At 51.8% G+C, this 24,279-nt stretch carries 21 protein-coding genes; 10 read left to right on the top strand and 11 right to left on the bottom strand.

Annotated features, from left to right (window positions below; genetic code table 11):
• Positions 1–121: 121 nt before the first annotated feature.
• From DPV68_RS01130 to DPV68_RS01110, 5 genes are all read right to left on the bottom strand, one after another.
• Complete coding sequence (locus DPV68_RS01130) at positions 122–1,378, bottom strand: MFS transporter (protein ID WP_114165016.1); 1,257 nt, start codon at positions 1,376–1,378, stop codon at positions 122–124.
• A gap of 120 nt (positions 1,379–1,498) precedes the next feature.
• On the bottom strand, positions 1,499–3,508 hold the full coding sequence (locus DPV68_RS01125) for a catalase (RefSeq protein WP_114165015.1): 2,010 nt from the start codon (positions 3,506–3,508) through the stop codon (positions 1,499–1,501).
• Positions 3,509–3,642: 134 nt separating this feature from the next.
• Positions 3,643–4,305, bottom strand: coding sequence for a hypothetical protein (locus DPV68_RS01120; protein WP_114165014.1), 663 nt, complete (start codon positions 4,303–4,305; stop codon positions 3,643–3,645).
• 50 nt (positions 4,306–4,355) lie between these two features.
• A complete protein-coding gene (locus DPV68_RS01115; protein ID WP_114165013.1) occupies positions 4,356–5,561 on the bottom strand; it encodes an NAD(P)/FAD-dependent oxidoreductase in 1,206 nt (401 codons plus the stop codon).
• A 123-nt stretch (positions 5,562–5,684) separates the two neighbouring features.
• A complete protein-coding gene (locus DPV68_RS01110) occupies positions 5,685–9,191 on the bottom strand; it encodes a chitobiase/beta-hexosaminidase C-terminal domain-containing protein (RefSeq protein ID WP_114165012.1) in 3,507 nt (1,168 codons plus the stop codon).
• 383 nt (positions 9,192–9,574) lie between these two features.
• Here DPV68_RS01110 and DPV68_RS01100 point away from each other — a divergent pair, with 383 nt between their 5' ends.
• The 6 genes from DPV68_RS01100 to DPV68_RS01080 all read left to right on the top strand — a co-directional run bounded on the left by DPV68_RS01100 (position 9,575) and on the right by DPV68_RS01080 (position 14,801).
• Positions 9,575–10,330, top strand: coding sequence for an alpha/beta hydrolase (locus DPV68_RS01100; protein ID WP_114165010.1), 756 nt, complete (start codon positions 9,575–9,577; stop codon positions 10,328–10,330).
• A gap of 140 nt (positions 10,331–10,470) precedes the next feature.
• Positions 10,471–12,168, top strand: a complete 1,698-nt coding sequence (locus DPV68_RS01095) for a glycoside hydrolase family 13 protein (RefSeq protein ID WP_232819439.1) — start codon at positions 10,471–10,473, stop codon at positions 12,166–12,168.
• A 47-nt stretch (positions 12,169–12,215) separates the two neighbouring features.
• Complete coding sequence (locus DPV68_RS14815; RefSeq protein ID WP_157964118.1) at positions 12,216–12,551, top strand: hypothetical protein; 336 nt, start codon at positions 12,216–12,218, stop codon at positions 12,549–12,551.
• A 64-nt stretch (positions 12,552–12,615) separates the two neighbouring features.
• Complete coding sequence (locus DPV68_RS01085) at positions 12,616–12,819, top strand: YwbE family protein (protein WP_114165009.1); 204 nt, start codon at positions 12,616–12,618, stop codon at positions 12,817–12,819.
• Position 12,820: 1 nt separating this feature from the next.
• Positions 12,821–12,988 (top strand): hypothetical protein, encoded by a 168-nt coding sequence (locus DPV68_RS14920; protein WP_198662215.1) that lies wholly within the window; start codon positions 12,821–12,823, stop codon positions 12,986–12,988.
• A gap of 349 nt (positions 12,989–13,337) precedes the next feature.
• Positions 13,338–14,801: an alanine/glycine:cation symporter family protein gene (locus DPV68_RS01080; RefSeq protein WP_114165008.1), complete on the top strand. Its 1,464-nt coding sequence runs from the start codon at positions 13,338–13,340 to the stop codon at positions 14,799–14,801.
• A 51-nt stretch (positions 14,802–14,852) separates the two neighbouring features.
• On the opposite strand, the gene DPV68_RS01075 is transcribed toward DPV68_RS01080, so the two are convergent.
• Positions 14,853–15,653, bottom strand: coding sequence for a formate/nitrite transporter family protein (locus DPV68_RS01075; protein ID WP_114165007.1), 801 nt, complete (start codon positions 15,651–15,653; stop codon positions 14,853–14,855).
• 97 nt (positions 15,654–15,750) lie between these two features.
• Positions 15,751–16,137, bottom strand: a complete 387-nt coding sequence (locus DPV68_RS01070; protein WP_114165006.1) for a VOC family protein — start codon at positions 16,135–16,137, stop codon at positions 15,751–15,753.
• Between the two features lie 81 nt (positions 16,138–16,218).
• On the opposite strand from DPV68_RS01070, the gene DPV68_RS01065 reads away from it, so the two are divergent.
• The 3 genes from DPV68_RS01065 to DPV68_RS01055 are packed head-to-tail and all read left to right on the top strand — an operon-like array spanning position 16,219 to position 19,494.
• Entirely contained in the window at positions 16,219–17,337 is a 1,119-nt protein-coding gene (locus tag DPV68_RS01065; RefSeq protein ID WP_114165005.1) for a GTPase, read from the top strand.
• A 12-nt stretch (positions 17,338–17,349) separates the two neighbouring features.
• Positions 17,350–18,492 (top strand): YcjF family protein, encoded by a 1,143-nt coding sequence (locus DPV68_RS01060; RefSeq protein ID WP_114165004.1) that lies wholly within the window; start codon positions 17,350–17,352, stop codon positions 18,490–18,492.
• 39 nt (positions 18,493–18,531) lie between these two features.
• Complete coding sequence (locus DPV68_RS01055; protein WP_114165003.1) at positions 18,532–19,494, top strand: 2-hydroxyacid dehydrogenase; 963 nt, start codon at positions 18,532–18,534, stop codon at positions 19,492–19,494.
• Between the two features lie 38 nt (positions 19,495–19,532).
• Here the strand turns inward: DPV68_RS01055 and DPV68_RS01050 are convergent, their stop codons facing one another.
• The 4 genes from DPV68_RS01050 to mgsA form a co-directional block, all read right to left on the bottom strand.
• Entirely contained in the window at positions 19,533–20,306 is a 774-nt protein-coding gene (locus tag DPV68_RS01050; protein WP_114165002.1) for a YflT domain-containing protein, read from the bottom strand.
• A gap of 13 nt (positions 20,307–20,319) precedes the next feature.
• Entirely contained in the window at positions 20,320–20,835 is a 516-nt protein-coding gene (locus DPV68_RS01045) for a YflT domain-containing protein (protein ID WP_114165001.1), read from the bottom strand.
• A gap of 113 nt (positions 20,836–20,948) precedes the next feature.
• Positions 20,949–21,791 carry a hypothetical protein gene (locus DPV68_RS01040; RefSeq protein WP_114165000.1) on the bottom strand — a complete coding sequence of 281 codons (843 nt, stop codon included), beginning with the start codon at positions 21,789–21,791 and terminating at the stop codon, positions 20,949–20,951.
• A 58-nt stretch (positions 21,792–21,849) separates the two neighbouring features.
• Positions 21,850–22,263 carry a methylglyoxal synthase gene (gene mgsA / locus DPV68_RS01035; RefSeq protein ID WP_114164999.1) on the bottom strand — a complete coding sequence of 138 codons (414 nt, stop codon included), beginning with the start codon at positions 22,261–22,263 and terminating at the stop codon, positions 21,850–21,852.
• A 225-nt stretch (positions 22,264–22,488) separates the two neighbouring features.
• Here mgsA and DPV68_RS01030 point away from each other — a divergent pair, with 225 nt between their 5' ends.
• Positions 22,489–24,276, top strand: a complete 1,788-nt coding sequence (locus DPV68_RS01030; RefSeq protein ID WP_114164998.1) for a mechanosensitive ion channel — start codon at positions 22,489–22,491, stop codon at positions 24,274–24,276.
• Positions 24,277–24,279 lie beyond the last annotated feature (3 nt).

Genomic DNA, 24,279 nt, shown 5'->3' with positions numbered 1-24,279 from the left:
CTGATCCATTTGATTCTAAATAGTTAACAAACATAACTAAAGCAGTATAACAAAAGGATGGAGGTTTGTCCGAGCAGACGCATTCCGTTAGAAAAACCGATGCGCATTCACGCATCGGTCGTCAGGCTAGATGACGGCGGTACCAGAGGACAAGCGGTACGAGAACGAGGGAGACGATGCCGCCGAAGAGGGACAAGGTCAGATAGCTCGACTGGGCGGCGATGATGCCGGAGAGCATACCACCGGAAGCGCCGGATAAGGCGATCCACACATCGACCGAGCCTTGCGTCTTCGCGCGTGTCTCCGTCGACGTCGCATCGACGAGGATGGCGGTCCCGCTGATCAGGCCAAAGTTCCACCCGAAACCGAGCAGGACGAGCCCGACAATCAACAAGAAGAGCGAGTCAGCCGGGGCGAAAGCGGCGACGACGCCTGCGAAGAACAAGGTCACCCCTGAAGCAATCGCCATAATCTCTCGGCCGATTCTGTCGACAAGCACGCCGGTCACGAGGGACGGCAAGTACATCGCCCCGATATGGAACCCGATGACGAGCCCGACGGCACCGAGCTCGTGCCCGTGATGGCGCATATGGACGGGCGTCATCGTCATGATAGCGACCATCACGATTTGGCTAAGAATCATGACGAACGCACCGACATAGATACCCCGGCGGTCATGCGTCGATTCAATAGGATGGATAGATGTGTCAATGGTTTCTTGCCGTTTCGCCTCGATGGCACGGGCGACGAGAAGCGGGTCAGGATTCAAGAAGACGAGCAAAATGAGCCCGGCGAACAAATAGGCTACACCAGCAAGCAAAAACGGTCCAGATAGTGTCGGCAAGCCGAGCCCGTCGGCGACACGTCCCATCGGTTCGACCAAGTTCGGACCAGCGACGGCCCCGAACGTCGTCGAGACCATCGCGATGCTGACCGCGGTCGCCCGCTCGGTCGCATTTGCTAAATCCGTCCCGGCGTAACGGGCTTGGAGGTTCGTCGCCGTCCCAGCCCCGTAAACGAGGAGCGAGAGGAATAAGAGCGGTACGCTCTCGAGCGTCGCGGCGATGATGACCCCGACCGCTCCAAGCGCACCGGTCAAGAATCCGGTCGCGAGTCCGAAGCGGCGTCCGACCCGCTGTGACATCAACCCAATCAAAAAAGCGGCAGCGGCAGAACCGAGCGTGAACAGTGCCGTCGGAACACCCGCGTATGCGTCGGTCCCGAGTAAATCGCGGGCCAGCAAAGCGCCGACCGTGATTCCGGCGGCGAGGCCGGCCCCGCCAAATATTTGTGAGAGCACGACAGTGACTAATGTTAGTTTGTACAACTGTCGTTGGTGCTCAGGGCTTTCCACATAAGTGGCTATTTCTTTTCGCATCCAGTCATTCCTCCTTCACATGATATACCCCACCTAGTATATCGTTAGAGTGGAGGGGAAAGGAAGCACGTAAAAAGGATTCGACCCATTGATTTGGGTCGAATCCTTCAATTGTTCACATTAAGCGCGGTCCCAGAACCGGCCTTGCGCGATGCCATCGATAAACGTATCGAAGCCATCGAGGCTATGTTGTTTGAACGTGTAGACACCAGGCTGGTCCGTCTTCACCCGGCAGCGGTCGAGCACTTCATCGTGATGCAAGTGTAGCGCGAGTGGCTTGAAGTGTTTATATGTGTTCTCGATGAACTCGAGCACGTCGTCTTCGACCGAGGTCGCGGTGCTGACGAGAAAAGCGGCATCGAACAGGCTCGAGTCGACCGTGTCGTACGTCTCTTTCACTTTAAGATCGCCGAGCGTGTACGATTTCTTCCCGACGAGGCTGTAATTGACGTTGTTGTCGGCGAATACCTGGACCCACGCCTTCACTTGTGCGGCATCGACGTCTCCGGCGAGCAAGACGGCGACGCTCTTCGTGTCCGGTTTCGCGATCGTGTTGGCCATGCTGAGCGCCGGTGAGACCTTGTCCGAGACGACTTCGTTATTCTCGGCCGGAAGCTCGACACCTAAGTTGTCGGCGACGACCGAGGCGAGATGACGGTCGATTCGATTCAACAAGTCGACGGCGTTCTCTTTGACCATGTCCGACTCACATTTACCGAGCTCGAAGCTGTAAGCATCTTGGATGTGTTGCTTTTCGACGTCGGTCATGCTGTTATAAAAGAGCTTGGCTTGCGAGTAAAAGTCGAGGAAGCTGTCGCTCCGGCCTCGAATCTTATGTCCTTCGACTTTCTCTTGATAGTGCTCGAACCCGCCTTGATCGGCCGGGACGGGCTCCGGTTGATTGTTGTTGAGCGCGTTTTTATGATAGCTCGTCTGCCCTTTATGAACGGCCATCTGATGCATGCCGTCACGTTGGTTGTTATGGAACGGACAGACCGGTTTGTTGATTGGCAGTTGATGGAAGTTCGGTCCCCCGAGACGTGACAGTTGTGTATCAGTGTAGGAGAACAAGCGACCTTGAAGGAGCGGGTCGTTCGAGAAATCAATTCCAGGAACAAGATGACCAGGATGGAACGCGACTTGCTCGGTCTCGGCAAAGAAGTTGTCAACGTTTCGGTTGAGCGTCATCTTGCCGACGAGTTTGACAGGAACGTCTTCTTCAGGCCAAAGTTTCGTTGGATCGAGAATATCAAAATCGAATTTGAACTCTTCTTCTTCTGCGAGGATTTGGAGGCCAAGTTCCCATTCTGGGTAATCACCCTTGTCAATTGCTTCGTACAAGTCGACGCGGTGGAAGTCAGCGTTCTTGCCGAGCGCTTTCTGCGCTTCATCCCAAACTTGCGAATGAACACCGAGTTTTGGTTTCCAGTGGAACTTGACGAAGTGTGCTTTGCCTTCCTTGTTGACGAGGCGGAACGTGTGCACACCGAATCCTTCCATCATGCGCAGACTACGCGGAATGCCACGGTCGCTCATCGCCCACATGACGTGGTGAGCCGTCTCGTGGTTTTGACCGACAAAGTCCCAGAACGTGTCGTGAGCACTTGCGCCTTGCGGAACTTCCGTGTGCGGCTCCGGTTTCACAGCATGGACGAGGTCCGGGAATTTGATGGCGTCTTGGATGAAGAAGACGGGCATATTGTTTCCGACGAGATCATAGTTACCCTCATCCGTATAGAACTTCGTTGCGAAACCACGGACGTCCCGAACGGTGTCCCCGGACCCGCGTGAACCTTGCACCGTCGAGAATCGGACAAACACCGGTGTCACTTTCGACGGGTCGTTCAAAAAGTCGGCTTTCGTATATTCGGCAAGCGATTCATACACTTGAAATTCCCCGTGAGCCCCGACACCACGTGCATGGACGATTCGCTCAGGAATGCGTTCATGGTCGAAATGCGTCATTTTCTCGCGAAAATGGAAATCCTCAATGAGCGTCGGTCCGCGACGCCCGGCTTTGAGCGAAAACTCATCCTCCGCCATCTTCAGCCCTTGATTCGTCGTGAGTCCGGCTTGCTGTTCATTGTCAATCATATATTGCTTCAACTGTTCTTCTTTCTTGTTCCCCATGTTATTGCCTCCCTTTGAATATGCACACACGCCGTAAGCCGTGTTTTGGCCTACTTTACAGGTTTTCCCTAACGAAACAAGTAAAAACCCCCATTTTTGAAATAGAGGATGTGTATCATAAGGAAGTTCCACATTCATAAAGCGGCCCACACGTTCTGTTTCAACACGATTTGTTGCACGACTTCTGGATTCATGTCGTATTTCGTGGAAATGGTTTGAGTCACTTTGGCTTTCAAGTCAGGATGATCTGACTGTTCCGCTTCGTAGGCGTGATTCCATGCCCGCCAGACACGTATTTCACGGTCGGTTAGTTGAGAGCCCCATTCTTTTTCTTTCAACTGCCAACCGAACGTCATGTCTTCATAGGCGCCTGGTTCCACCAAATCGGCGAGACTCCAGTCACCATCAGGTGCAAATACGGCCTCACCAAGCGGGGATTCGGTACCGATATAAGCTTCGTGGTCATAAAAACGGAGGAGAGCGGCTTGGAACGTATCGCGCGCCGTCACTTCGTCGATTACGTCTTGACTGATGGATTGAAGCGTCTCGACATCAGGTTTACCATGAACGACAACGTCATACGTGTAGCGGACGGCCGTGTCTTCTTTCACGACCTGACTCGCTTCAATCGTATAACGTCCTGGTTTGTTCATTACTTCTGTTTGGGCGGCTGCGCCATCGACTTCCTCACCGGGAGGCTCGTGCGGCCAGACATAGACGGTCAAGACGATGGCGGGGATGAAGAGAAGGCCTCGTCTCAGACGATACACCCATTTCGGTTTTCGTTTCATTGTCATCTAAATCACTCCAGTTCATATGTATAAAAAAATCCCCTGATGTCAGAGGATTAACGTGTGCGGTCGAGCCGTACGATTCGAGCATCGGGACAATCGATGCCCCGAACCAACTCACTCAAGATTTTAGAGCCTAACATGCTATAGACCGTACCGTTACCTCCATACCCGAGTAAATAGTAGAGGTTCGGACGGTCCGGATGTTCCCCGATAAAAGGTAGCTGGTCGATTGACTCACCGAACAGGGCCACCCATGCATATTCAACTGTCAACTCATACATCGGGAACAATGCTTCGACTTCTTGGCGCAATCGCTCGGCCCGTTTTTGAATGAGCGCCTCGCTATGCGGCGTCTCTGCTTTTTCTTCATCGAGTCCGCCGGCGATAATGCGGCCATCCACGGTCGTCCGCAAATAAAGGTATGGTCGTTTCGTCTCCCAAATGAGGGTCTGACTGTCCCAATCTTTAAAGTCAGGTACGGGATTCGTCGCAATCGCATAAGAACGGTTGAGTTCGATCCGATGGGTGTCGAGGAGCGGGGCCGGGCGATAGCCGGTCGCAAAGATGACGTGGCCCGCCTTGAACGTTCCTGTTGGAGTCAGCACGAGCCAGTCGTCTCCGTCGGCGACGACTTCCGTAACGTCCGTCTCTTCAAAAATCGGGACGTTTTGGGTCGACAAGTAACGGACGACTTGGCGACTGAGCGTGAGCGGATTGACTTCGGCATCGCCGTTCGTGATTAAGCCGGCCGGTTTATCGAACGGATAACGTTCCTGTAACGCCTCCCGGTCGAGCCATTCGGCCGCGAGTCCGTGTTTCGTCAGCATCTCATATTCCCGTTTTAATTTAGGGACATCTTCCTCGCTGCTGGCGAAGCAAAGACTGTCGCGCCGGATGTAGACGTCTTTGGCATCGACCGTCTCGGCGACCTCATCGAGCGCATCGACCGCCTCGGCACACAGTTTATAGAAACGGACGGCGTCTTCTTCACCGATTTGCTCGGCGAGTTCATGCAACATGATGTCGTTCGAGTATTGGATGAGTCCCGTGTTCGCCGCCGTACTCCCGGCCCCGACTTTCCTTTGGTCGATGACGGCGAAATCGACACCGTCCTTGTGAAGCGTATAGGCTGTCAGCGTCCCGGACATGCCTGCGCCGATGACGAGTACATCGTAGCGCTCTTTCTTGATTGGTTTTTGTAAGACGATCTGTTCCGACTCTGTGGTCGGCCAATATAAATTCCCGTTGTGCATCTCCATGATGTCATCCTCCGATAATCAGCATCTTCTTCTTAATCCCCGAATTTTACGAATGAAAACGCAAAACACCGCAGACAATGTGTCTGCGGTATGCGGAATCGTTTACGTCTTCGATTCGATTGATTATTTTTTGATGACAACCGTTTTAGCGGATGCGCCTTTCGTATAGCTGATACGCTTCACATTCTCTGCGCCACGGATTTCAGCCAAGTTCGTTCCATCTACCACGACTTCTTTGACAGGTGCACCGTCGAAGTCGATGATGGCACCGGCTTGTTTCGGCTTGACTTGAACGACGACGTTTTTGAGCGGGTCACCCGTCAATTCCGTGTAGACGCCGCGTACAAAGATGCCGTTTTTGAAGTTCGTGCCTTTGCCGATCGTCACGCCGATGAAATCATCTTGAAGGACGAGGCGAGCAGCACGATTATTTTCGACCGTGTAACGCGTCAATTCCACTTCTGGCTCCGGAGTGAGGTCGATTTGAGCGAGCACCGGGTCGTGGTCACTGGCGCGGCCCGACATTTCCGTGAAGTCAGCGTTGACGTGAATCATATCGATTTCGGTCGTCGCCGCTAAACGGTTCGACACGAGGATATGGTCGAGCACTTGCGAGTTTCCTTGATACACATACGAGTAACGGTCGACGGCCGGGACTTTCTCGACCATGTTCGTCATCAAGTCGCCTTTGAAGATTTGCATCGCCTCTGAGAACTCGAAGTCGTTGAAGTCACCGAGGGCGACGACGTTCGCTTCCGGGTTGTCCGTTTTCACGTCAGCGACGAAGTCATGGACGATTTGAGCGATTTGTTTCCGTTGGACTTCACTGCCGAGCACGACCGGCTGTTTCGAGCCGAAGACGCCCGTGTCGCCACCTTTCGAGTTCCAGTGGTTGGCGATGACGACGACGTTCTCGCCTTGGAAGTCGAACTGGGCTGCGAGCGGTTTGCGTGAACTGTTGAACGCCGGGTTGAGCGGGTCGATCCGGCCCGGGTTATGCGTCAACTTGCCGTTTTCATAACCGACAGCCGTCGTCGCGTCACCGGCAGGGATGCCTTCTGTGAGCGAGACACGTTCCGGGTCATACAAGAAGCCGACGCGGATGTTGGCGTTCGGTGCGCCGCCGTCTTTATTGTACTCAGGGTCGATGTTGACGTACTTGTACGACTTGCCGCCGATTGAGGCGATATTATCAATCAAGCGTTGGTAACTTTGGTCGGCCGCAGAATCGCCTGTGTCTTCTCCGTTGTTATCTTGAACTTCGGTCACGCCGATGATGTCCGGGCTGTTCAATTCCTCGACGAACGCTTTCGCGAGTTTGAGCGCTTTCTCGTCGGACGTCTCTTTGACGTTGTTCGAGAAGTTCTCGAGATTGTAAGAGGCGATCGTCAATTTATCCTCTTCGGCTTTGATGAACGTCGTCTCTCGCTTGGCATCGCCTTTGACGAAGGCAGCCTTCATCTCATCAAGGCCGGCTTGAATTTTATAGTTGCCGTACGAGTATCCAACGACACCGACGATTGGGCCGTTGAAGCGGTCACCGGTCGCGACATCGAAATCACGAGCGGCAGCGTTCGGCTCGAGACGGAATTGAATCCGTTCCGGGTTGGCATCATCTTTTTTCAACAGAATACCACCGTTGAACGTCTCGGTCGGTGTTGCTTCGAGCACGGTCACGAGGTCGCCGTTCTGTTGCGGTGATACCGATTTGAGGTTGCCCGTCTCGACGCGCATCCCTTCAAGGCTCTCCCAGAAGTCGATGGCGTCTTTGTCCGGGTTGAAGACGGCGAGGGCATCGCTGTCGATGAACTCGGTCGGCAAGTTCGACTCGTCGATTTTCACTGGCGTCGGGAGGGCGACACCGCTCTTGATGACGTCAACACCACCGTTACGTGTATCGATCTGCGTCATCTTCATGTCCGTCTGCTGACGGTCGCTGTAGCCTTCGATGGCGTACTCGCTGACGAGACCTTTCACGTTGACGAGGTCGCCAACTTGGATGCCGGCAATCGAACGGCCGCCATACAAAATGATTCCTTCCGACGTGCGTACATCTTGGTCGGCTTCCATGTCAGGTGTTTGGATATAGTAATACGTCGTACCCATCGAGACGAACGAGTACGTGACAATTCCTTCGACGCCTTCGACCGTCTGTCCGTTCATCGGTGACGTGTGGCTCGCGCCTTGAATGTCATGGATGCGGATCTTGTCCGTGATTTTATAGTCGAACGTCGTCACGGCGCTGAACGCATCACCCGATTTGACGGCGACTTTGAGCGTCTTCGTCTCCTCGATGCGGACTGGGGACGTATAGAGCGTACCGTTCACTTTCGGGTCCGACCCGTCAAGCGTATAGTATATCTGAGCGTCGGCTGTCGTCGTCGAGAGTGTCACGTCTTGTGGACCGACGAACGTACCCGTACCTGGCTTCGCTGTCGCCGGACGGAGTACCGATGCGTCAATGACCGTGTCAGACACGTCGCGTGGGATGAGTTGATATGTGTTATCGAATTGTTGCACGATCCCTGTAATTGACGAGTAGTTGACGTCCGTCTGTAAATCGAGAATGCCACGTTCGTCACGGACGACGAATTCTTTCGTTCCGTCCGTCGCCGTCAAGTTTTGCCCGCTGCCCGAGAGCATGACGTTATTGACGGTGACGAGTTCAGACTCGACGTCCTCATTGATCTGTTCGCCAGTGAGAACTTGCGCAGCCGGGACACTCGCCGCTTGTTTTGACACGACGACGGCGCTGTTCAATTGAAGCAATTCACGATACGAACCGATGGCACCCGTGACGACGACTTCATCACCGACATTGACGGCGAGTGATGTCGGACGGACCGAGAGACCGCCTGTCGCATCTTGAATCGAAATCGTGTTCGCCAGCTTCGCTGTGACGACACCTTTAATCGTGACCGTTTCACCTTCGGTCTTCGACCGGGCGTCACTGATTGAAACCGGAGTGACCGGAGCCGGTGGTTCTACCGTACCGCCATCGCCGTAGACGACACCTTGGAACGTGTGGGTTCCGAGGTTTGTGAACGTATCGATTGGTTGCGAGTTCCATTCAGTGGCCGGGTCGAACGCATCCGCGCCGTTCGCATCCCCTGTCGTGACCGTGTCTTTCCGAACTAACGACTGATCCACCGTAGCAATCGTCGTTCCCCATTTCATGCCCGGGTCGAATCCGACTTGACCGAAGACGTCGAGCACCGTGTCGCCTTTTTTCAAGACGAGCGTGTCATCGCCGTTAAAGTTCGTCACACCACTCGTCGTGTTGGCTTTCGCTTTCAACGCATCGTTCGCGCTGCCGTTGACGATGACGTACGTGCCACCAGGCTCGAGCGTACCTGTCAAGTTGAGCGTCGTGCCTGGAGTCGTCCCACCGTTCGAGTACAGTTCAAGTTTATAGGCCGAGAGGTCGATGGCCGCATTCGTTCCATTGAACAGTTCGATGGCTTTGTTGTTGCTCGATCCTTCCACGTACTCCGAGATGAATAGGTCTGAAGCGTTCAACGTCTGTGCGTGTACGTTTGCCGCAATCGGCGTCATGCTGCTGACGACGAGTCCGGCTGATAAGGCGAGGCCGGTCATTTGTTTGAATGAACGTGTTTGTGGTTTCCCCATGTGTTAGTCTCCCTTTAATTATGTAGATGGCCGATACGATGTCCCAATTCGTGTGGTCAATTGCTTGAGCGGATGCCCCCTTTTAGCCAAAACAAAATGATAGCGCTTACATTGGTCGACTTGACGCTCGGAAACTTTATACATCTCCTTCATCGCGTAACGAATGATGCTATCATTTACCGATTTTTCAACTACATGTTAAACATAACCAAGCAGACGTCAGAACTCAATCTACTTAACGAGAAGTTCATATTACAATTTAATGACAGGGCGGCAGGAATATAAAAGAGGTCAATTAAGTTGACTGAACATCATTCAACTTTTACAATTCATTAATACAATTAAGTTTATCGGTTAACTATGGATTAATAGGGAGGAAACGAATGACGACAATTACTTATCCGGTCATCCCGGGAGCGGGCGCGTTTTATTATGAAGGAAATGATATCGGCATCTTGTTATGCCATGGCTTTAATGGGACGCCTCAAAGTGTGCGTGACGTGGGAATCGCCTTGATGGAGAAAGGATTCACCGTCTTCGCACCGCGGCTCAAAGGACATGGGACGGATCCGGAAGAGTTTCGGCAATCGACACGCCGCTGCTGGTATGAGTCGATGGAAGCCGGTATCCGTCTCTTGCGTGAGCGATGTCGACACGTCATCGTTGTCGGGCAGTCAATGGGCGGGACGCTGGCGATGAAGGCCGCTTTGGCCGGGCAGGCCGATGCGATCGTCACCATCAATGCGGCGTTGTCCGTGCCAGGCTATGCCTGTCACGCCACGGACGATGTCTGTCGTTTCATTGATGAAGACGAACCGGATATCTGTGCACCAGGCGTGTACGAGATCGTCTACGACAAAGTGCCGACGTCAGCCATCCGTGAACTGCTCGCGCTCATCGAGGAAGTACGACCGATGGCGGCTGAGGTGACTGTGCCGACGTGCGTCATCCATTCAGCCATCGACAACGTCGTCCCCCCGGAAGATTCGATGTGGCTGTATGAGACCGTTCAAGCCCCGAAACAACGGGAGGTGCTCGAACGCTCGTATCATGTGGCCACGATGGATTATGATCGGGAGCGGTTGGCGGACGTCATCGGCGCGTTCTGTGAACAAGTTGCGACGTCACCGAAAATGTAGTCCTCGGACTGCATTTTTTTATGCCTCCTTATTTGCAAACGCTTGCACAAATGCTATTGTAGGATTAGATTCACCTTAAAACAGGTATTGCTGTCCAAGTATATGAATATAAATTGTGAGATGTAGGAGGCAGGCAACATATGGAGTCGATGGTCACTAGACAAGCAGAGAAGCAAAAAACGGTCACCCGCACGTGGTGGAAAGAGGCAATCGCATATCAGATTTATCCACGCAGCTTTAAAGATTCAAACGGAGATGGGATTGGTGATCTCCGGGGCATTATTGAAAAATTAGATTACTTAGAAGATCTCGGCATCGACGTGATTTGGATTTGTCCGATGTACAAGTCACCGAACGATGACAACGGTTATGACATCTCAGACTACCAAGGAATCATGGAAGAGTTTGGGACGATGGAAGACTTTGATGCTTTACTTAAAGCAGTCCATGCTCGCGGGATGAAACTACTTCTAGACCTTGTCGTCAACCACACATCGGACGAGCATCCGTGGTTTGTCGAGTCCAAACGTTCAAAAGACGACCCGAAACGCGACTGGTACATATGGCGTGACGGGACAGATGGAAATCCCCCGAACAACTGGGCGAGCATCTTTGGCGGTTCGGCATGGGAATACGATGAGACGACGGGGCAATACTATTTGCATGTCTTCTCAAAAAAACAGCCCGATTTAAACTGGGAAAATAAAGAAGTACGTGGCGCCATTTACGACATGATTAACTGGTGGCTCGACAAGGGCATCGACGGGTTCCGGGTCGACGCAATCAGCCACATCAAGAAGATGCCGACCGAGACGATGTTGCCTCCTCTAGAAAGCAAACCGTACGTCACCGCGTTCTCGATGTATTCGAACATCGACGGGATTCACGATTATCTACAAGAGATGAAACAAGCGACGTTCGCTAATTACGATATTATGACGGTCGGCGAGACGAACGGGATTGAGCCGCAGGAAGCCGACTTGTGGATGGGACCAGAAAACGGGGCGATGAACATGGCGTTCCATTTCGATCATGTCGACATTATGCGCAAGTCACGTCTAGCACCGCTTGACGTCGTCGAGTTGAAGCGCATTTTTGATAAGTGGCAACAAGGCCTGCTCGAGACAGGATGGAACGCTCTCTATATCGAAAACCACGACATGGTCCGTGCCGTCTCGCTCGTCGGGGACGAGAACCACTACTGGCGTGAGAGCGCGACCGCTCTCGGGATGATGTATTTCTTTATGCATGGGACACCGTTCATCTATCAAGGGCAGGAAATCGGCATGAAGAACGTGCCGCTTCCGTCCATCCATGACTATGACGATGTGGCGACGAAAAATGAATACTTCGAACGGATTGCCAATGGGATGAGTGAAATCGATTCCATGCAACACGTATGGGGCACGTCACGCGACAACGTGCGAACGCCGATTCAATGGGACGCGTCACCGAACGCCGGCTTTTCGACGGCAACGCCGTGGATGCCGGTCCACGAAGAGTATGAAACGTTGAACGTTGACGTTCAATCGAAGGATGCCCATTCGATTCTCTCGTTCTATAAGGCGATGATTCGTCTCCGTCGGGGTGAGGAGACGTTCACGTACGGCAGTTACCGTGATTTATTGCCGGACCATCTGCAAGTGTTCGCATATGAACGAACGTTTGAACAACAGACGTTTTATGTCGTCGTCAACTTGACAGCGAACCCTGCTAAAACGACGTTGGCTGGTCTTGCTGAGGCGACGCTCGTCTTGACGAATGAGACGGACCCTGAAACAATTGAGACGGATACGTTCATGATGCGACCGTTCGAAGCGAGGTTGTATCGCTTATAACGAGAAGGCACCTTCCCGGCGAAGGTGTCTTTTTAGGAGGTGGGAAGATGCAGCATCAAATAGAGATGGGAAATGATGAGACGACATTCAAGTTCGTCATCGCAGAAGCGTCACGAAACATGTTGCGGCTCGTTCACGACCAGGAGTCAGAAACGGTCCGGACAAGCGATTACGTCCAGTTCGCGAATGATTTGACTCGCGTCTATCATGAGTTGAGCGGTGCAGCCAGGCTTCAAAATGCAGACGGGCGAAACATTTTGACAATCTCATTTAAACGCGGCCGCGTCGAGGTGGAGACGGCTTGGGGGCAAGTAAGGGACGGATTTCGGACCGATCAAAGTTATATGACGAGGACGGTCGGTCAAATTGGCATCGTGGAATAGATTGTGACAAACGCGGGAAAAGAGCATATGATAGAGGTTGACTATACGGAAAGGGGTGTCGGGTATGGATGGCACGAAACGCGCGGACATTCGCCCAGGGCTCCACGTCCAGATTGTCCTAAAACAAGATCAGCGGAGTGGGAAGTTGACGTCAGGCGTCGTCAAAGACATTTTGACGAACTCGCCGCGTCACCCGCATGGCATTAAAGTACGCTTAAACGACGGACAGGTCGGTCGGGTGAAAGTGATCGAAGCTGGAGGTGAATGACATGAGTGAAAAGAAATTAAGTTTTCAGGAAGCGATGAAGCAAAAACTCGCCGAGAAGAAACAGAACGAGACGAAAGTGCCGACGGGACTTCGTGGGACGAAGCAGAAGCCGTTGACGAACCAGTTGACGAAGAAGCCGAACAACCAGAAGAAACGGACGGGCATCTAACAAGCAGCGCTCAGTGAGCGACTGCTTTTTTATTTCCCGAAAAGAAGTGAAGGGAATAGAGGTTTGTTATGCAGTCAAATCTATTCATAAAGCGAATGGTTTGAAACAAGTTGAATGTAGACGTCAAAAACAAGCAGGGAAATAAAGATTTATTATTTCTTTCAAATAACTTTGTAAGCGCTTTAAATAAAGCTATCACTCACTATTTGTTATATAACATATGAAATAAGTGTGAACTGACCTATAAAAAAATTATTGCTAATTGTCAGAATCTTTGTATAATTCAGAACTAAGACATCATAAAATTTTTAAACAACTTTAGATTCACACAACAGGGAGGAACTTACTTATGGAAGCCGTGCAAAGCATGTTACAAGGAAGCGTCGATTACATGAACAACATCTTATGGACTTATGTTCTGATCGTCGCGCTCGTCGGAGCCGGGATTTACTTTACAGTGAGGACGCGCTTTATGCAGTTCCGTTACTTAAAAGAGATGTTCCGGGTCGTCGCTGAAAAACCGGAGGTCACAGACAGCAAGAGCATCAGTTCAATGAAATCGTTCTTCATCGGAGCAGCCACACGAATCGGGACGGGTAACTTGGCCGGTGTCACCGTCGCCGTAACGGTCGGTGGACCAGGAGCGGTCTTCTGGATGTGGATTGTCGCGCTTCTCGGTGGAGCGACAGCGATGATTGAGAGCACGCTCGCACAAGTCTATAAAGTAAAAGATGACGTCGCGTACCGTGGCGGTCCAGCATACTACATTGAAAAAGGACTCAACAACCGGGCCCTTGGTATCGTCTTCGCCGTCTTGATCGCGGTGACGTTCGGTCTCATCTTCAACTCGGTTCAATCGAACACAATCGCAGCCGCGTTTGATAACGCGTTCGGCATCGATGCCGTCGTCGGTGGAGCCATCCTCGTCGTCTTGACTGGATTGGTCATCTTCGGTGGTGTACACCGTGTCGCCAACTTCTCGGCAATCGTTGTACCGATTATGGCTGGATTGTACTTGGCCATCGCCGCTTATGTCGTCGTCGTCAACATCACAGAAATCCCAGGCGTGTTCGCGATGATCTTCCAGAGCGCATTCGGTCTTGAGCAAGCGTTCGGTGGATCGGTCGGAGCAGCCATCTCGATGGGTGTACGTCGCGGTCTCTTCTCGAACGAAGCAGGTATGGGTTCGGCACCAAACGCGGCAGCAGCTGCTGAAGTTTCACACCCAGCGAAACAAGGTTTCCTTCAAGCGCTCGGCGTCTTCTTGGACACGTTGATCGTCTGTACGGCAACAGCGGCCATAATCCTCCTCTCAGACAGCTATGCTGCCGGTAACGGAGAAGGAATCGTCATGCTTCAAAATGCATTGAGCGAACAAATCGGATCGTGGGCGCCAGCGTTCGTAGCTGTCAGTGTCTTCTTGTTCGCCTTCAGTTCAATCGCAGGTAGCTACTACTACGGTGAAACAAACATCGAGTTCATCAAGAAGAGCAAAAACGCAGTTCTTGGTTTCCGCCTTGCGACAATGGCGTTCGTCTTCATCGGAGCGGTCGCAAGCCTCGGCTTCGTCTGGAGCTTGGCTGACTTGTTCATGGCGGGGATGACGTTAATCAACATTGCAGCCATCACATTGCTTGGTGGCGTCGCCTTCAAAGTCCTTCGCGACTACGAAGAGCAGCGTGCCCAAGGGCTCAATCCACGCTTCTCGGCCCGTAAACTCGGCATCGAGAACACGGAATGTTGGGACGTCGAAGAAGAAGAAGTCGCACAAGGTGCAGTCCAAGCGGCTGTTGCCGATACGACAAAAGGTTAATTCGTTCAATATGCAACAACAGGGGCCCTGCGCATCGGGGCCCCTGTCTTTTTATGCTTGTTGACGGATGGATTCGATTTTCGTATCGGCTGGCTTGGCGTTCAAATGGAGGTACGTCCCGGCAACGAACAAGGCGCCTCCGACGATGTTTCCGAGCGTGGCAAACAAAAGATTGTTCAACGCCAGCCCGAGGTTGATCGCCTCAGATGGGGCGTAATAGAGCACGAGCCCGAAGATGCCCATATTGGCAATCGAGTGCTCGAAGCCGGCGGCGAAAAAGACGACGACCGGGAGCATCGTCAGCATGATTTTGGCGACATCATTCTTCGTTTTCAGTGGCATGAAGATAGCGATACAGACGAGGATGTTACACAAAATCCCTTTCAAGAAAATCGCGAACGCCTCGCCGCCCATCTTTTTCGCGGCGACGACGGACAAAAGATGATCCGTATCGATGTCACCCATGCTATGGGCCCCGATGACGAGCCCGACGAGGATGACTGCACCGACCAAGTTACCGAGCCAGCTGATCCCCCAGACGGCCGTTAAATCGCGCCAGTCGACACGTCCGCGTTTGGCACCCGTGTACAGATACATCGTGTTGCTCGTGAACAGCTCGCCGCCCATCCAAACGATGAAGACGAGGGCGACCGAGAAACTCATCCCGGCGAACAGCATCGTCCCTGGCACATCGATGAACATGTTTCCGACCGAAAAGGCAAAGACGACCCCGATCCCGATTAAAAAACCGGCGACGATGGAGCGGAGTGCGTAGTGACCGAACGCATGACGCAACAGCGTCGCTTTTTTATAGGCGGCTTCTTCCATATACTCGACAGCTTGTTTTTCCATTCAAACACAGCCTCCTTTAGACAACTTAAGTCTAGGAGGTCTATAAAAAGTTTGCAATTGTTTTCACAAACTTTTTTTCGGATGCCGTTTCAACTGTTCACATCGTTGCCACGAGTTCGACTTTCATGCGGTCGGGATCTTCGAAATAAAGAGCGATATAGTTCGGGCCACCGGCGTATGGGAAACGGTCGGCATACAGTTCCGTGAATCCGTGCTGAGGCAATTGTGAGCGCAGTCGCTCGAGTTGATCCAATGACTCGGCATGAAAGGCGAGATGGTTCAACCCGGTCTTTTTGCGATGATACGGCGGGGTGAGGTGATTGGCCTCGGTTTGGACGAAGACGAGATACGTGGCATTAAAGCGATAACTTCGTCCTTCGCCCCATTGTTGATAGACGGTATAGCCAAGTTCAGTGAGAAGCCAGTCCCAAGCAGTCAGACTCTTGTTTAAATCGGAAACGTACAGTTCGACATGATGTAGCATTCGTCTCATCCTTCCGTCGGACGTTTCAAATGTGTCCGTTTAGTATAATGGTTATTATATAACGAATGTAGGGGGAACCATATGGACAACACGGGGCTTGTCTCGAACATATTGATTGCGGGGAAGACCGGGGTCGGCAAGAGCGCTTTTTTAAATTACATTTATGGGCGTGACGTTGCTGAGTCACGTGCCGGCAGCCCGGTGACAGCCGAAGGGCTGCATGAATATGAATACTATGACCTCGAGCGAGGCATCTTGTTCCGGTTCTTCGATACATGGGGACTTGAGGCGGACCGATCCGACGAATGGCATGAGGCGGTCTTGTCCATCGTCAATCAACGGGAGGGCGCGCTCGATATCGCCGACTGGTTCCATACAATCTATTATTTACTGTCCATCAACTCGGGACGTGTCGAGGCGTACGAGTTAGAAGCCATTTTAAAACCGCTCTATGCGAAGCGAAGCAATGTCACGATCATCTTGACGAACTATAACCCAGACAGTGCGATGAACGTCGAGAAAGCGGAAGCGATGGAGGACGTGCTCATGCGCGAACTCGGAATTTCACGGGATGCGATGATTCGAGTCAACAGTGTCGAAAAGAAATTGCTCGGCGGACAAGTCGTGCCGTATATCGGCTATGAGGCGGTGTGGCAACGTAATCGGACCAACCTTTGGAAAGACGTCGAACGAAAACTACCGCATAACTTGACGCGTCATTTATTGACCGAATTGGAAGCATGGCGAACCCGGAGTTATCGTTCTGCCGAGGCGATTCGTATCATCACCCCGCAAGTGATGATCAGCTGGAAAGCCCGCCAAATTGAAAAAGATTTGGAACGAACGCTCGAGGAGGCCGCTGAGACGACGGAGGCCGCGATGGCCCAAGGTGTTCGTCACTACATTCAACTAATGGAGCGCTACCCGCTCGTCGGTGCCCCGTCTGACCTTGTCTTTAAAACCCGCCAAGTCGAACTCGGATTTGACTATTCGTTTAACCGGACTGTCCGGAAAATGGTACTCGGCATGATTCCAGGCGTCCATTTCATCTATTGGGCGTTCAAACGGCGGACGGCGGAGCGTGGCATCAAAAAAGCCGTCAATCAACAATACGAGTTGGTGAAACAGACGATTGAGTTGGACGTGCACCGTGGGTTCGAGGAAGAAATGCGACGGCTTGGCCGAACGCTTAATCAATGAGGAGGAACAGACATGGAGAAAAAAGTCCCATTCAATTTAGATACGTACGATTTGAAGGAAGAACTCGACCGGTTGCGCGGAAAAGTCAAAAAACCGAACATCTTGATCGCGGGAGCGACCGGGTCGGGCAAGAGCTCTGTCGTCAACCACGTCTTCGGCCGTGATTTAACGAAAGTCGCCGCTGGTGAGCCGGTGACGCGCGGGATTCATCAGTTCATGAGTGACGAGATCGCCATCGTGCTGTATGACAGCGAAGGATATGAGATCGGGAGTGCCCGGCAACAAGCGTACGCCGATGAAGTCATCGGTTTCGTCGAGCGGGCCCAGACGAAAGAAGCGGCTGAACAGATGCACCTCGTTTGGTACGCCATCAACGCCTCGATGAAGCGGGTCACGCCGCTCGACCGGGCGCTTATCAAACAGCTGAATGAAGCGACGTCGGTCGCCGTCCTGTTGACGCAAATCGACCAAGTTGATATGGATGAGCTCGCGGCTCTTCGACAGGAATTAGTAGATGTTGTGCCAGAAGAGGCAGTGTTTCAAGTCAGTATTGCCGAAGAGTTGTTGAACGACCCGGAATTACGGGCCCATCTCGATTGGGAACGTCTCGTCACCTGGTCCGTCGAGCAACTCGACCAATCGCTCCAAGAAGGACTGCTCATGGAGATTCACGCTGAGAGCGAGGCGATGCTCAAGCTGAAACGGAAGAAAGCGAACCGAATCATCTCGGGTTATGTCGCCAGCGCCGGGACAGCGGCCGCGGTCCCGCTCCCGTTCGCTGATGCGATCGCGCTCACACCGATTCAAGTGACGATGAGCGTTCACTTGTTCCGCTACTGGGGCGTGAAAGCGAACGACGATATGCTGAAGACGCTGATTGGGAGCACAATAATCCCGCAAATCGGACGGGCGCTCTCGAAGACGATTTTACTGAACGTCATGAAATTCTTCCCGGGGGCGAACGCGGCGGCGAGCGTCATCAATGCGACCGTCGCATCAGGCATCACGTGGGCGATCGGCCTCGCCATCAACGAAGTCGCGTACCGAAACGCGATGGACTCGTCGAAGACGATCGAGCAACTGCTCAACAGCGACTTCGGCTCGTTGTTCGAGCAATTCATGGAACAAAATCCAGTGACGAAAAAGAAGTCTTGATTTGCCACACTGATTGAGACGAGATAAGGGGGAAACGACATGAAGAAACGAATTTACATCACGAGACGATTACCGGAAGAGGCGGTGGCACCGCTACGGGACAAGTACGAGGTGCGCATGTGGGAAGAAGAAGCGAAGAGCGTCCCGCGTGACGTCTTGATGAAAGAGTCCTCGTCGGCGCATGCACTCTGGACGATGCTCAGTGATACGATTGATCGGGAAATGATCGAGCAGGCTCCGCAGCTCAAGGTCATCTCGAATTTGGCGGTCGGCTATAACAATATCGATATCGAAGCAGCCAAGGAACGCGGCATCATCGTGACGAACACGCCGGACGTGTTGACGGAGACGACGGCCGATCTTGCGTTTGGATTGATGATGATGACAGCGCGTCGGCTCGGGGAAGCGGAACGCGATTTACGGGCCGGGGAATGGAAATCGTGGACACCGATGGGCTATGTCGGGATGGACTTGTATCGGGCCAAGCTCGGAATCATCGGGATGGGACGCATCGGTGAGGCGGTCGCACGGCGCGCCCGCGGCTTCGATATGGATGTGTTGTATCATAATCGGACACGGCGCCATGAATCGGAATCGATGTACGGTTTCGTCTACGCGGAACTCGACGAACTGCTCGAGCAATCCGACTTCGTTGTCGTCCTCGCCCCCCTCACCGAAGAGACACGTGGGATGTTAGGGGCAGACGAGTTCGCGAAAATGAAACAGACAGCAGTGTTCATCAACGTTGCCCGCGGTGAGATTATCGATGAGATGGCACTCTATGAAGCACTGAAGGAACAGCGGATTTGGGCGGCAGGACTCGATGTGTTCGCCAAAGAACCGGTGGCGATGGACCATCCACTTTTGACGCTCCCGAATGTGACGACATTACCGCATATCGGAAGCGCATCCATTAAAACACGACTTGCGATGATGGCGCTCAATCGGGAAGCCATCGTGAACGTGCTCGAAGGGGAAGAGCCGAAGAACCGATTGACGTAAATAAGACCTGACCGTACGCGGTCAGGTCTTAGTCTTGATTAAAAACGGCGGATATTGTCTGGATCTTCGTAATCGTTTCGGAGTGCCCGGTCATCGAGGCCGCGCAACTTGGTCTCACGATCAGTCAACTCTGCTTTTTTATCTAATCTGTCCTGCTCAGGGTCGACGGCCCGATTTGGGTTATCGCCGACGGATTCATTAAATGGTTTCGAGTCGATTTCTAGACCATCAGACGTATGGCGATCATCCCGGTTCGCGTCACGATGTTTCGGGTCATTATATGGCTCCGAATCAATCTCTACACCGTCGGACGTACGTTGATTTGAACGGGTCGAACGGGTCGTGTCAGGTTTTGAATCATTATACGGCGCTGAATCGATTTCAAGACCATCGGCCGTATGGTGACCTTGGTGACTTGTATCGTGTCTCGAGTCAGTGTACGGTGTCGAATCAATCGTCAGTCCCTCGCTGTGACGGCGTTCAAAGTCCTCATCGACATAAATTAAAATCTTACCAGCCTCGACGTCTCTATAATGGCGGCTGACTTCTTCCTCGCTTAATCCCATATTTCGGAGTCCTGCGTGAACGTCCTCGCGTCCATTCAAAAAGGAACGGACTTTATCAAACCAACCGGTCTGATGCGATGCTTCGGTATGGACGTCCGTCTGACGACGCAAGATCGAAACACTGTCTTCGTGCTTCGTGACGACGTAGATGTCCGAATCTTTATAGCCTTTCGCACGCAATTCCTCAATCTTTCCAAGGGCCGCATCTTGGGTATCATACATGCTAATGAATCGTTTTTCGCTCATCTTCGTTTCCTCCTTATAACCGACGGTGATCTTCTAGACCAGAGTGGCCGCGGACGATTGGGTCCTCTTTTGTGCCTCTTGGTTTTTCATCATGATCATTGAATGGTTTTGCATCAAAAGCGATTCCGTCCGCTTCTTCACCTTTGTCATGGTCAAGCTCGCTGTCTTTTTTATACATGTTTGGATAGCGCTCAGAAGAATGCTTATCGATGTAAAGCAATAGTTTGCCGGCATCAATTGAAGTGTAATATTCTTCCGCTTCCGCATCACTGAGTCCCATATTTCGCAGTTCATCGCGAATGCGGTCACTTCCGTGAAGGGACGCTTTGACACGGTCCAACCAGTTGACATCACGAACTCCCGATTCGGCATTTACGTCTGTCTCGTAGCGCAAGGTAGAAATTTCCCCGTCCCGCTTGGCTACGACGTGCATGTTTTTCTCTGCTTCCCCGGCTTGTTTGAGTTCATTTACTTTGTCCATTACTTCTTGCTCATTATGGAACAACCCAATGATTTTACGATCCGACATGTTGTGCCTCCTTTTAAACCATTTTGTTTATCGATTGACGTCACGTTACTAGTAATTTCCGTTCTCGCAACGATTCAAACAAAAAACGCCATTTCAAAGCGAGAATGGCGTGGTCAGTAATAGATGGTTAATGTGTCATTTCCTAGATGGCAGCGAGTGTTCTTCCAAACGAATTCAATCAACGTCCACATGGCCATGAATCCGCTAATCGCCAGCAAGATGAGCGCGTACACAGGCGTTAATTGAATCAAGAACGACCATCCAAGGGAAAACAGGATAGGTTGGGTCAATAAAACGAAACCGATGTACACGGCAATGATGAGCAGGGCGAACAAAATCCTTCGTCCTAACGTCTGAAAGTGGTGCCGGAATCGAGTCAATAGACCGAAGACAGCACCAGTCAATAGGACAGGGAAGACGAATCCGAAGTAATCAAGCGGATAGGGCGTAGTCGGCGCCATAAATAAACGCAAACTGAACACATCGTCGATCACAAGCAACAAGTTCGCATAGGCGAACGACAAAATCATGCCGAGCAGCCAGCCGAATTGATTCCAGACGCGACGCGACGATTTGATGGCCTCAATTTTTGTATAGGCTAAAAAGGAGACGTCTCGCGTCTCGACATCTTGAAGCCTGACTTGCACTTCGTTGAGCCGCTTAATCGCCCAATCGAATTCTCGATTGGCTTGGGTTTTCTCATGCGGCTTCAATTCATCGGTCGCCTCAATCATCGTATGGTAGCGACGTTGGTATTCCTCATTCGTCGTCGGTTGTTCGATTAAAAAAGTGGCATAGTCCCTTGGATTTTGTTTGGTCAGACCTTCTAGTGATTGTCCATTTTTTTCCGCTTGTCGAATGTAGCCGGCCAGACTGTCTAACAAACGGGCGACTCGGACCTCGTCATTGACCAGTTCGTGCAAGTGAGTGCGGACTTGATCGTAAAACTGTTGCACGACCGGATTGTTCGATACAGGTGGTTTCAGAAAAATTCCTCTTTTCTTATTAATTGGATTAAGCCGGGGGTGGGTCATTATGGGTCAAGGTCAGAGATTCAAAATCTCCTTGTTCGATACTGCGGATTAGAATCTCGCTTCCGCCCATGTTTGTGGCCAATGGGATCGAATAGACGTCACACAAACGCATCAGAGCGCTCACATCGGGCTCATGCGGCTGGGCCGTCAACGGGTCACGGAAGAAGAGAATCATGTCCATCTCACCCCGCGCGACAGCGGCCCCGATCTCCTGGTCCCCGCCGAGCGGACCTGATTGGAAGCAATGGACGGGTAGTCCTGTCGCCTCGGCAATGCGCTTGCCGGTCGTGCCGGTGGCGAACAGATGGTGTTTTTCTAAGATGTGAGCGTAAGCTTTCACGAGTACGATTAAATCATCTTTCTTTTTGTCGTGGGCAATCAGGGCGATGTTCATCTTCCTTCCTCCTCCATAAGACTTCTTCTTATTAAGTCGTATCACATTTGACTTAGAAAGACACGTCTTCTTTCTTTGAGAATGCTTACTAAAAAAATTGTTTTCCTATAAATCCGCTATAGGGAAATAAGAAATGGCAAGGTTTAGGCAGATGAAAATGTTGGTATTTATACAAAGAGTCAAATAAATGAAATCATTTCAAAAAGAGATAGGAGGAAGATGTAAATGAACGATACTACGTACAACTTCAACACGTTCATGTCATGGCTACCTGAGCTTTTGCTCGCATTAGTCATTCTCGTCGTCGGATTTATTTTGGCGAAAGTTCTGGAAAACGTGACGCGTAAAGCACTTCGCAAAGCACGCCTCGACGATCGTGTCGGAGTTAAACAAGAAGGTGAACCTGGAAAACCGGGGAGAGAGGAAAAGCGGTGGACACCTGAACGCATCATCGCGAAAGTCGTCTTCTTCGGCGTGTTGCTTCTCGCATTTTTAATCATCTTTGAATTTATGAACGTGCCAGCGATCACCCAACCGTTCAGTCAAATCTATTCTGGTTTCTCTGGCTTGATTACAGGTGTCATCAAAGCAGGTCTCATCCTGCTTGTCGCTTGGATTATCGCAACACTCTTGAAAAAAGCCATTCAAATGGCAGGTCATCGCCTCAATTTGAACAAGTTGATGGAGAAGACAGGGCAAGCGTCGACAAGCGTCAATCAGACGAAATGGGTCGATACGGTAGCGAATGTCGTCTTCTATCTTGTCTTACTATTAGCCCTTCCGGCGGTACTAGATGCGCTTGGCTTACAAGGGATCAGCGGTCCATTTGAAGACTTGTTGAACAGTTTCCTTGCCTTTATTCCAAAACTCGTCGCTGCAGCACTCATCTTCGCAATCGGATACATCGTTGCGAAAATCGTGCGCGATATCTTGACGAAGTTCTTGGAAGCAGCAGGTCTTAACCGTTTTGCTGAAAAACTCCACTTGTCTGATTATGTGAAAGGGTCAAGTCTTGCGAAAGCGGTCGGAACGATCGTCTTCATCTTGATTATGATTCCGGTCACGATTTCGGCACTTGAGGCACTCGATATTCGCGGGATCTCGGATCCGGCCATCTCGATGCTCAACGACGTCTTGGCGATGATTCCGAACATCATCGTGGCAATCGTCTTGATTCTCGCCGGTGTGTTCATCGCGAAATGGTTGAAAGGTGTGGTCGTTTCACTCCTTGAAAACTTAGGCGTCAACTCGCTTGCTGGCAAGATGGGTCTCGGTGGCCGTTCGTCATCATCGACGTCAATCGCGCAAGTGATCGGAACCATCGTTCAAATCATCACTATCTTGTTGTTCGTCTCAGAAGCGCTTCAAGTTGCGAACCTCGACTTCATGGCTTCGCTTGCGACAGCGATCTTCGCCTACTTGCCTATGGTCATTGCGGCCATCGTCATCTTGGCAGTCGGTTTCTGGCTCGCGAACATGGCAGAACGCCTCGTTGGCAGTGTGCTCGTAGATGGAGCTGGCCAACCGAGCGTCTTGCGCCACGTCGCGAAATACGCGATTCTTGGAATCGCCTTCTTCATGGCAATCAGCCAGCTCGGTATTGCTCCGATGATTGTCAATACGGCATTCTTGCTTATCCTCGGTGCGGTTGCCCTCGCCTTTGGTCTTGCCTTTGGCCTCGGTGGACGCGAGACGGCGGCTCGTTACCTGCAAAAAGCAGAGAAGCGAATCGACGAGACAGAAGTATCGAAAGAAGGTCTCGAACAAGAGAGAGCGCAAATGAACCAAGAAGCCGAAGCTGCGAAGCAACAGGCAAAACAAGGTATGGAGCAGTCGAAGCGTGAAGCGAATCAAACGAAACAAGAGTTGAAACGTGAAGCGAATCGTTCGCAAGCCTCACAATCTGAGGTGACGAACGTGGACGGTCCAGAACCGAACCCGTTCCATGAAAACGTCACACCAGAACCAGATAATCGTTCACTTGATGACAACGAAGGTCCACGTCGTCCGTAATGA

It is taken from the genome of Exiguobacterium sp. TNDT2 (genome assembly GCF_003331145.1).
Classification (GTDB): Bacteria; Bacillota; Bacilli; order Exiguobacteriales; family Exiguobacteriaceae; genus Exiguobacterium.
The sequence above is the reverse complement of the archived record's forward strand: the minus strand, read 5'-3'. Positions and strand labels throughout refer to the sequence as shown.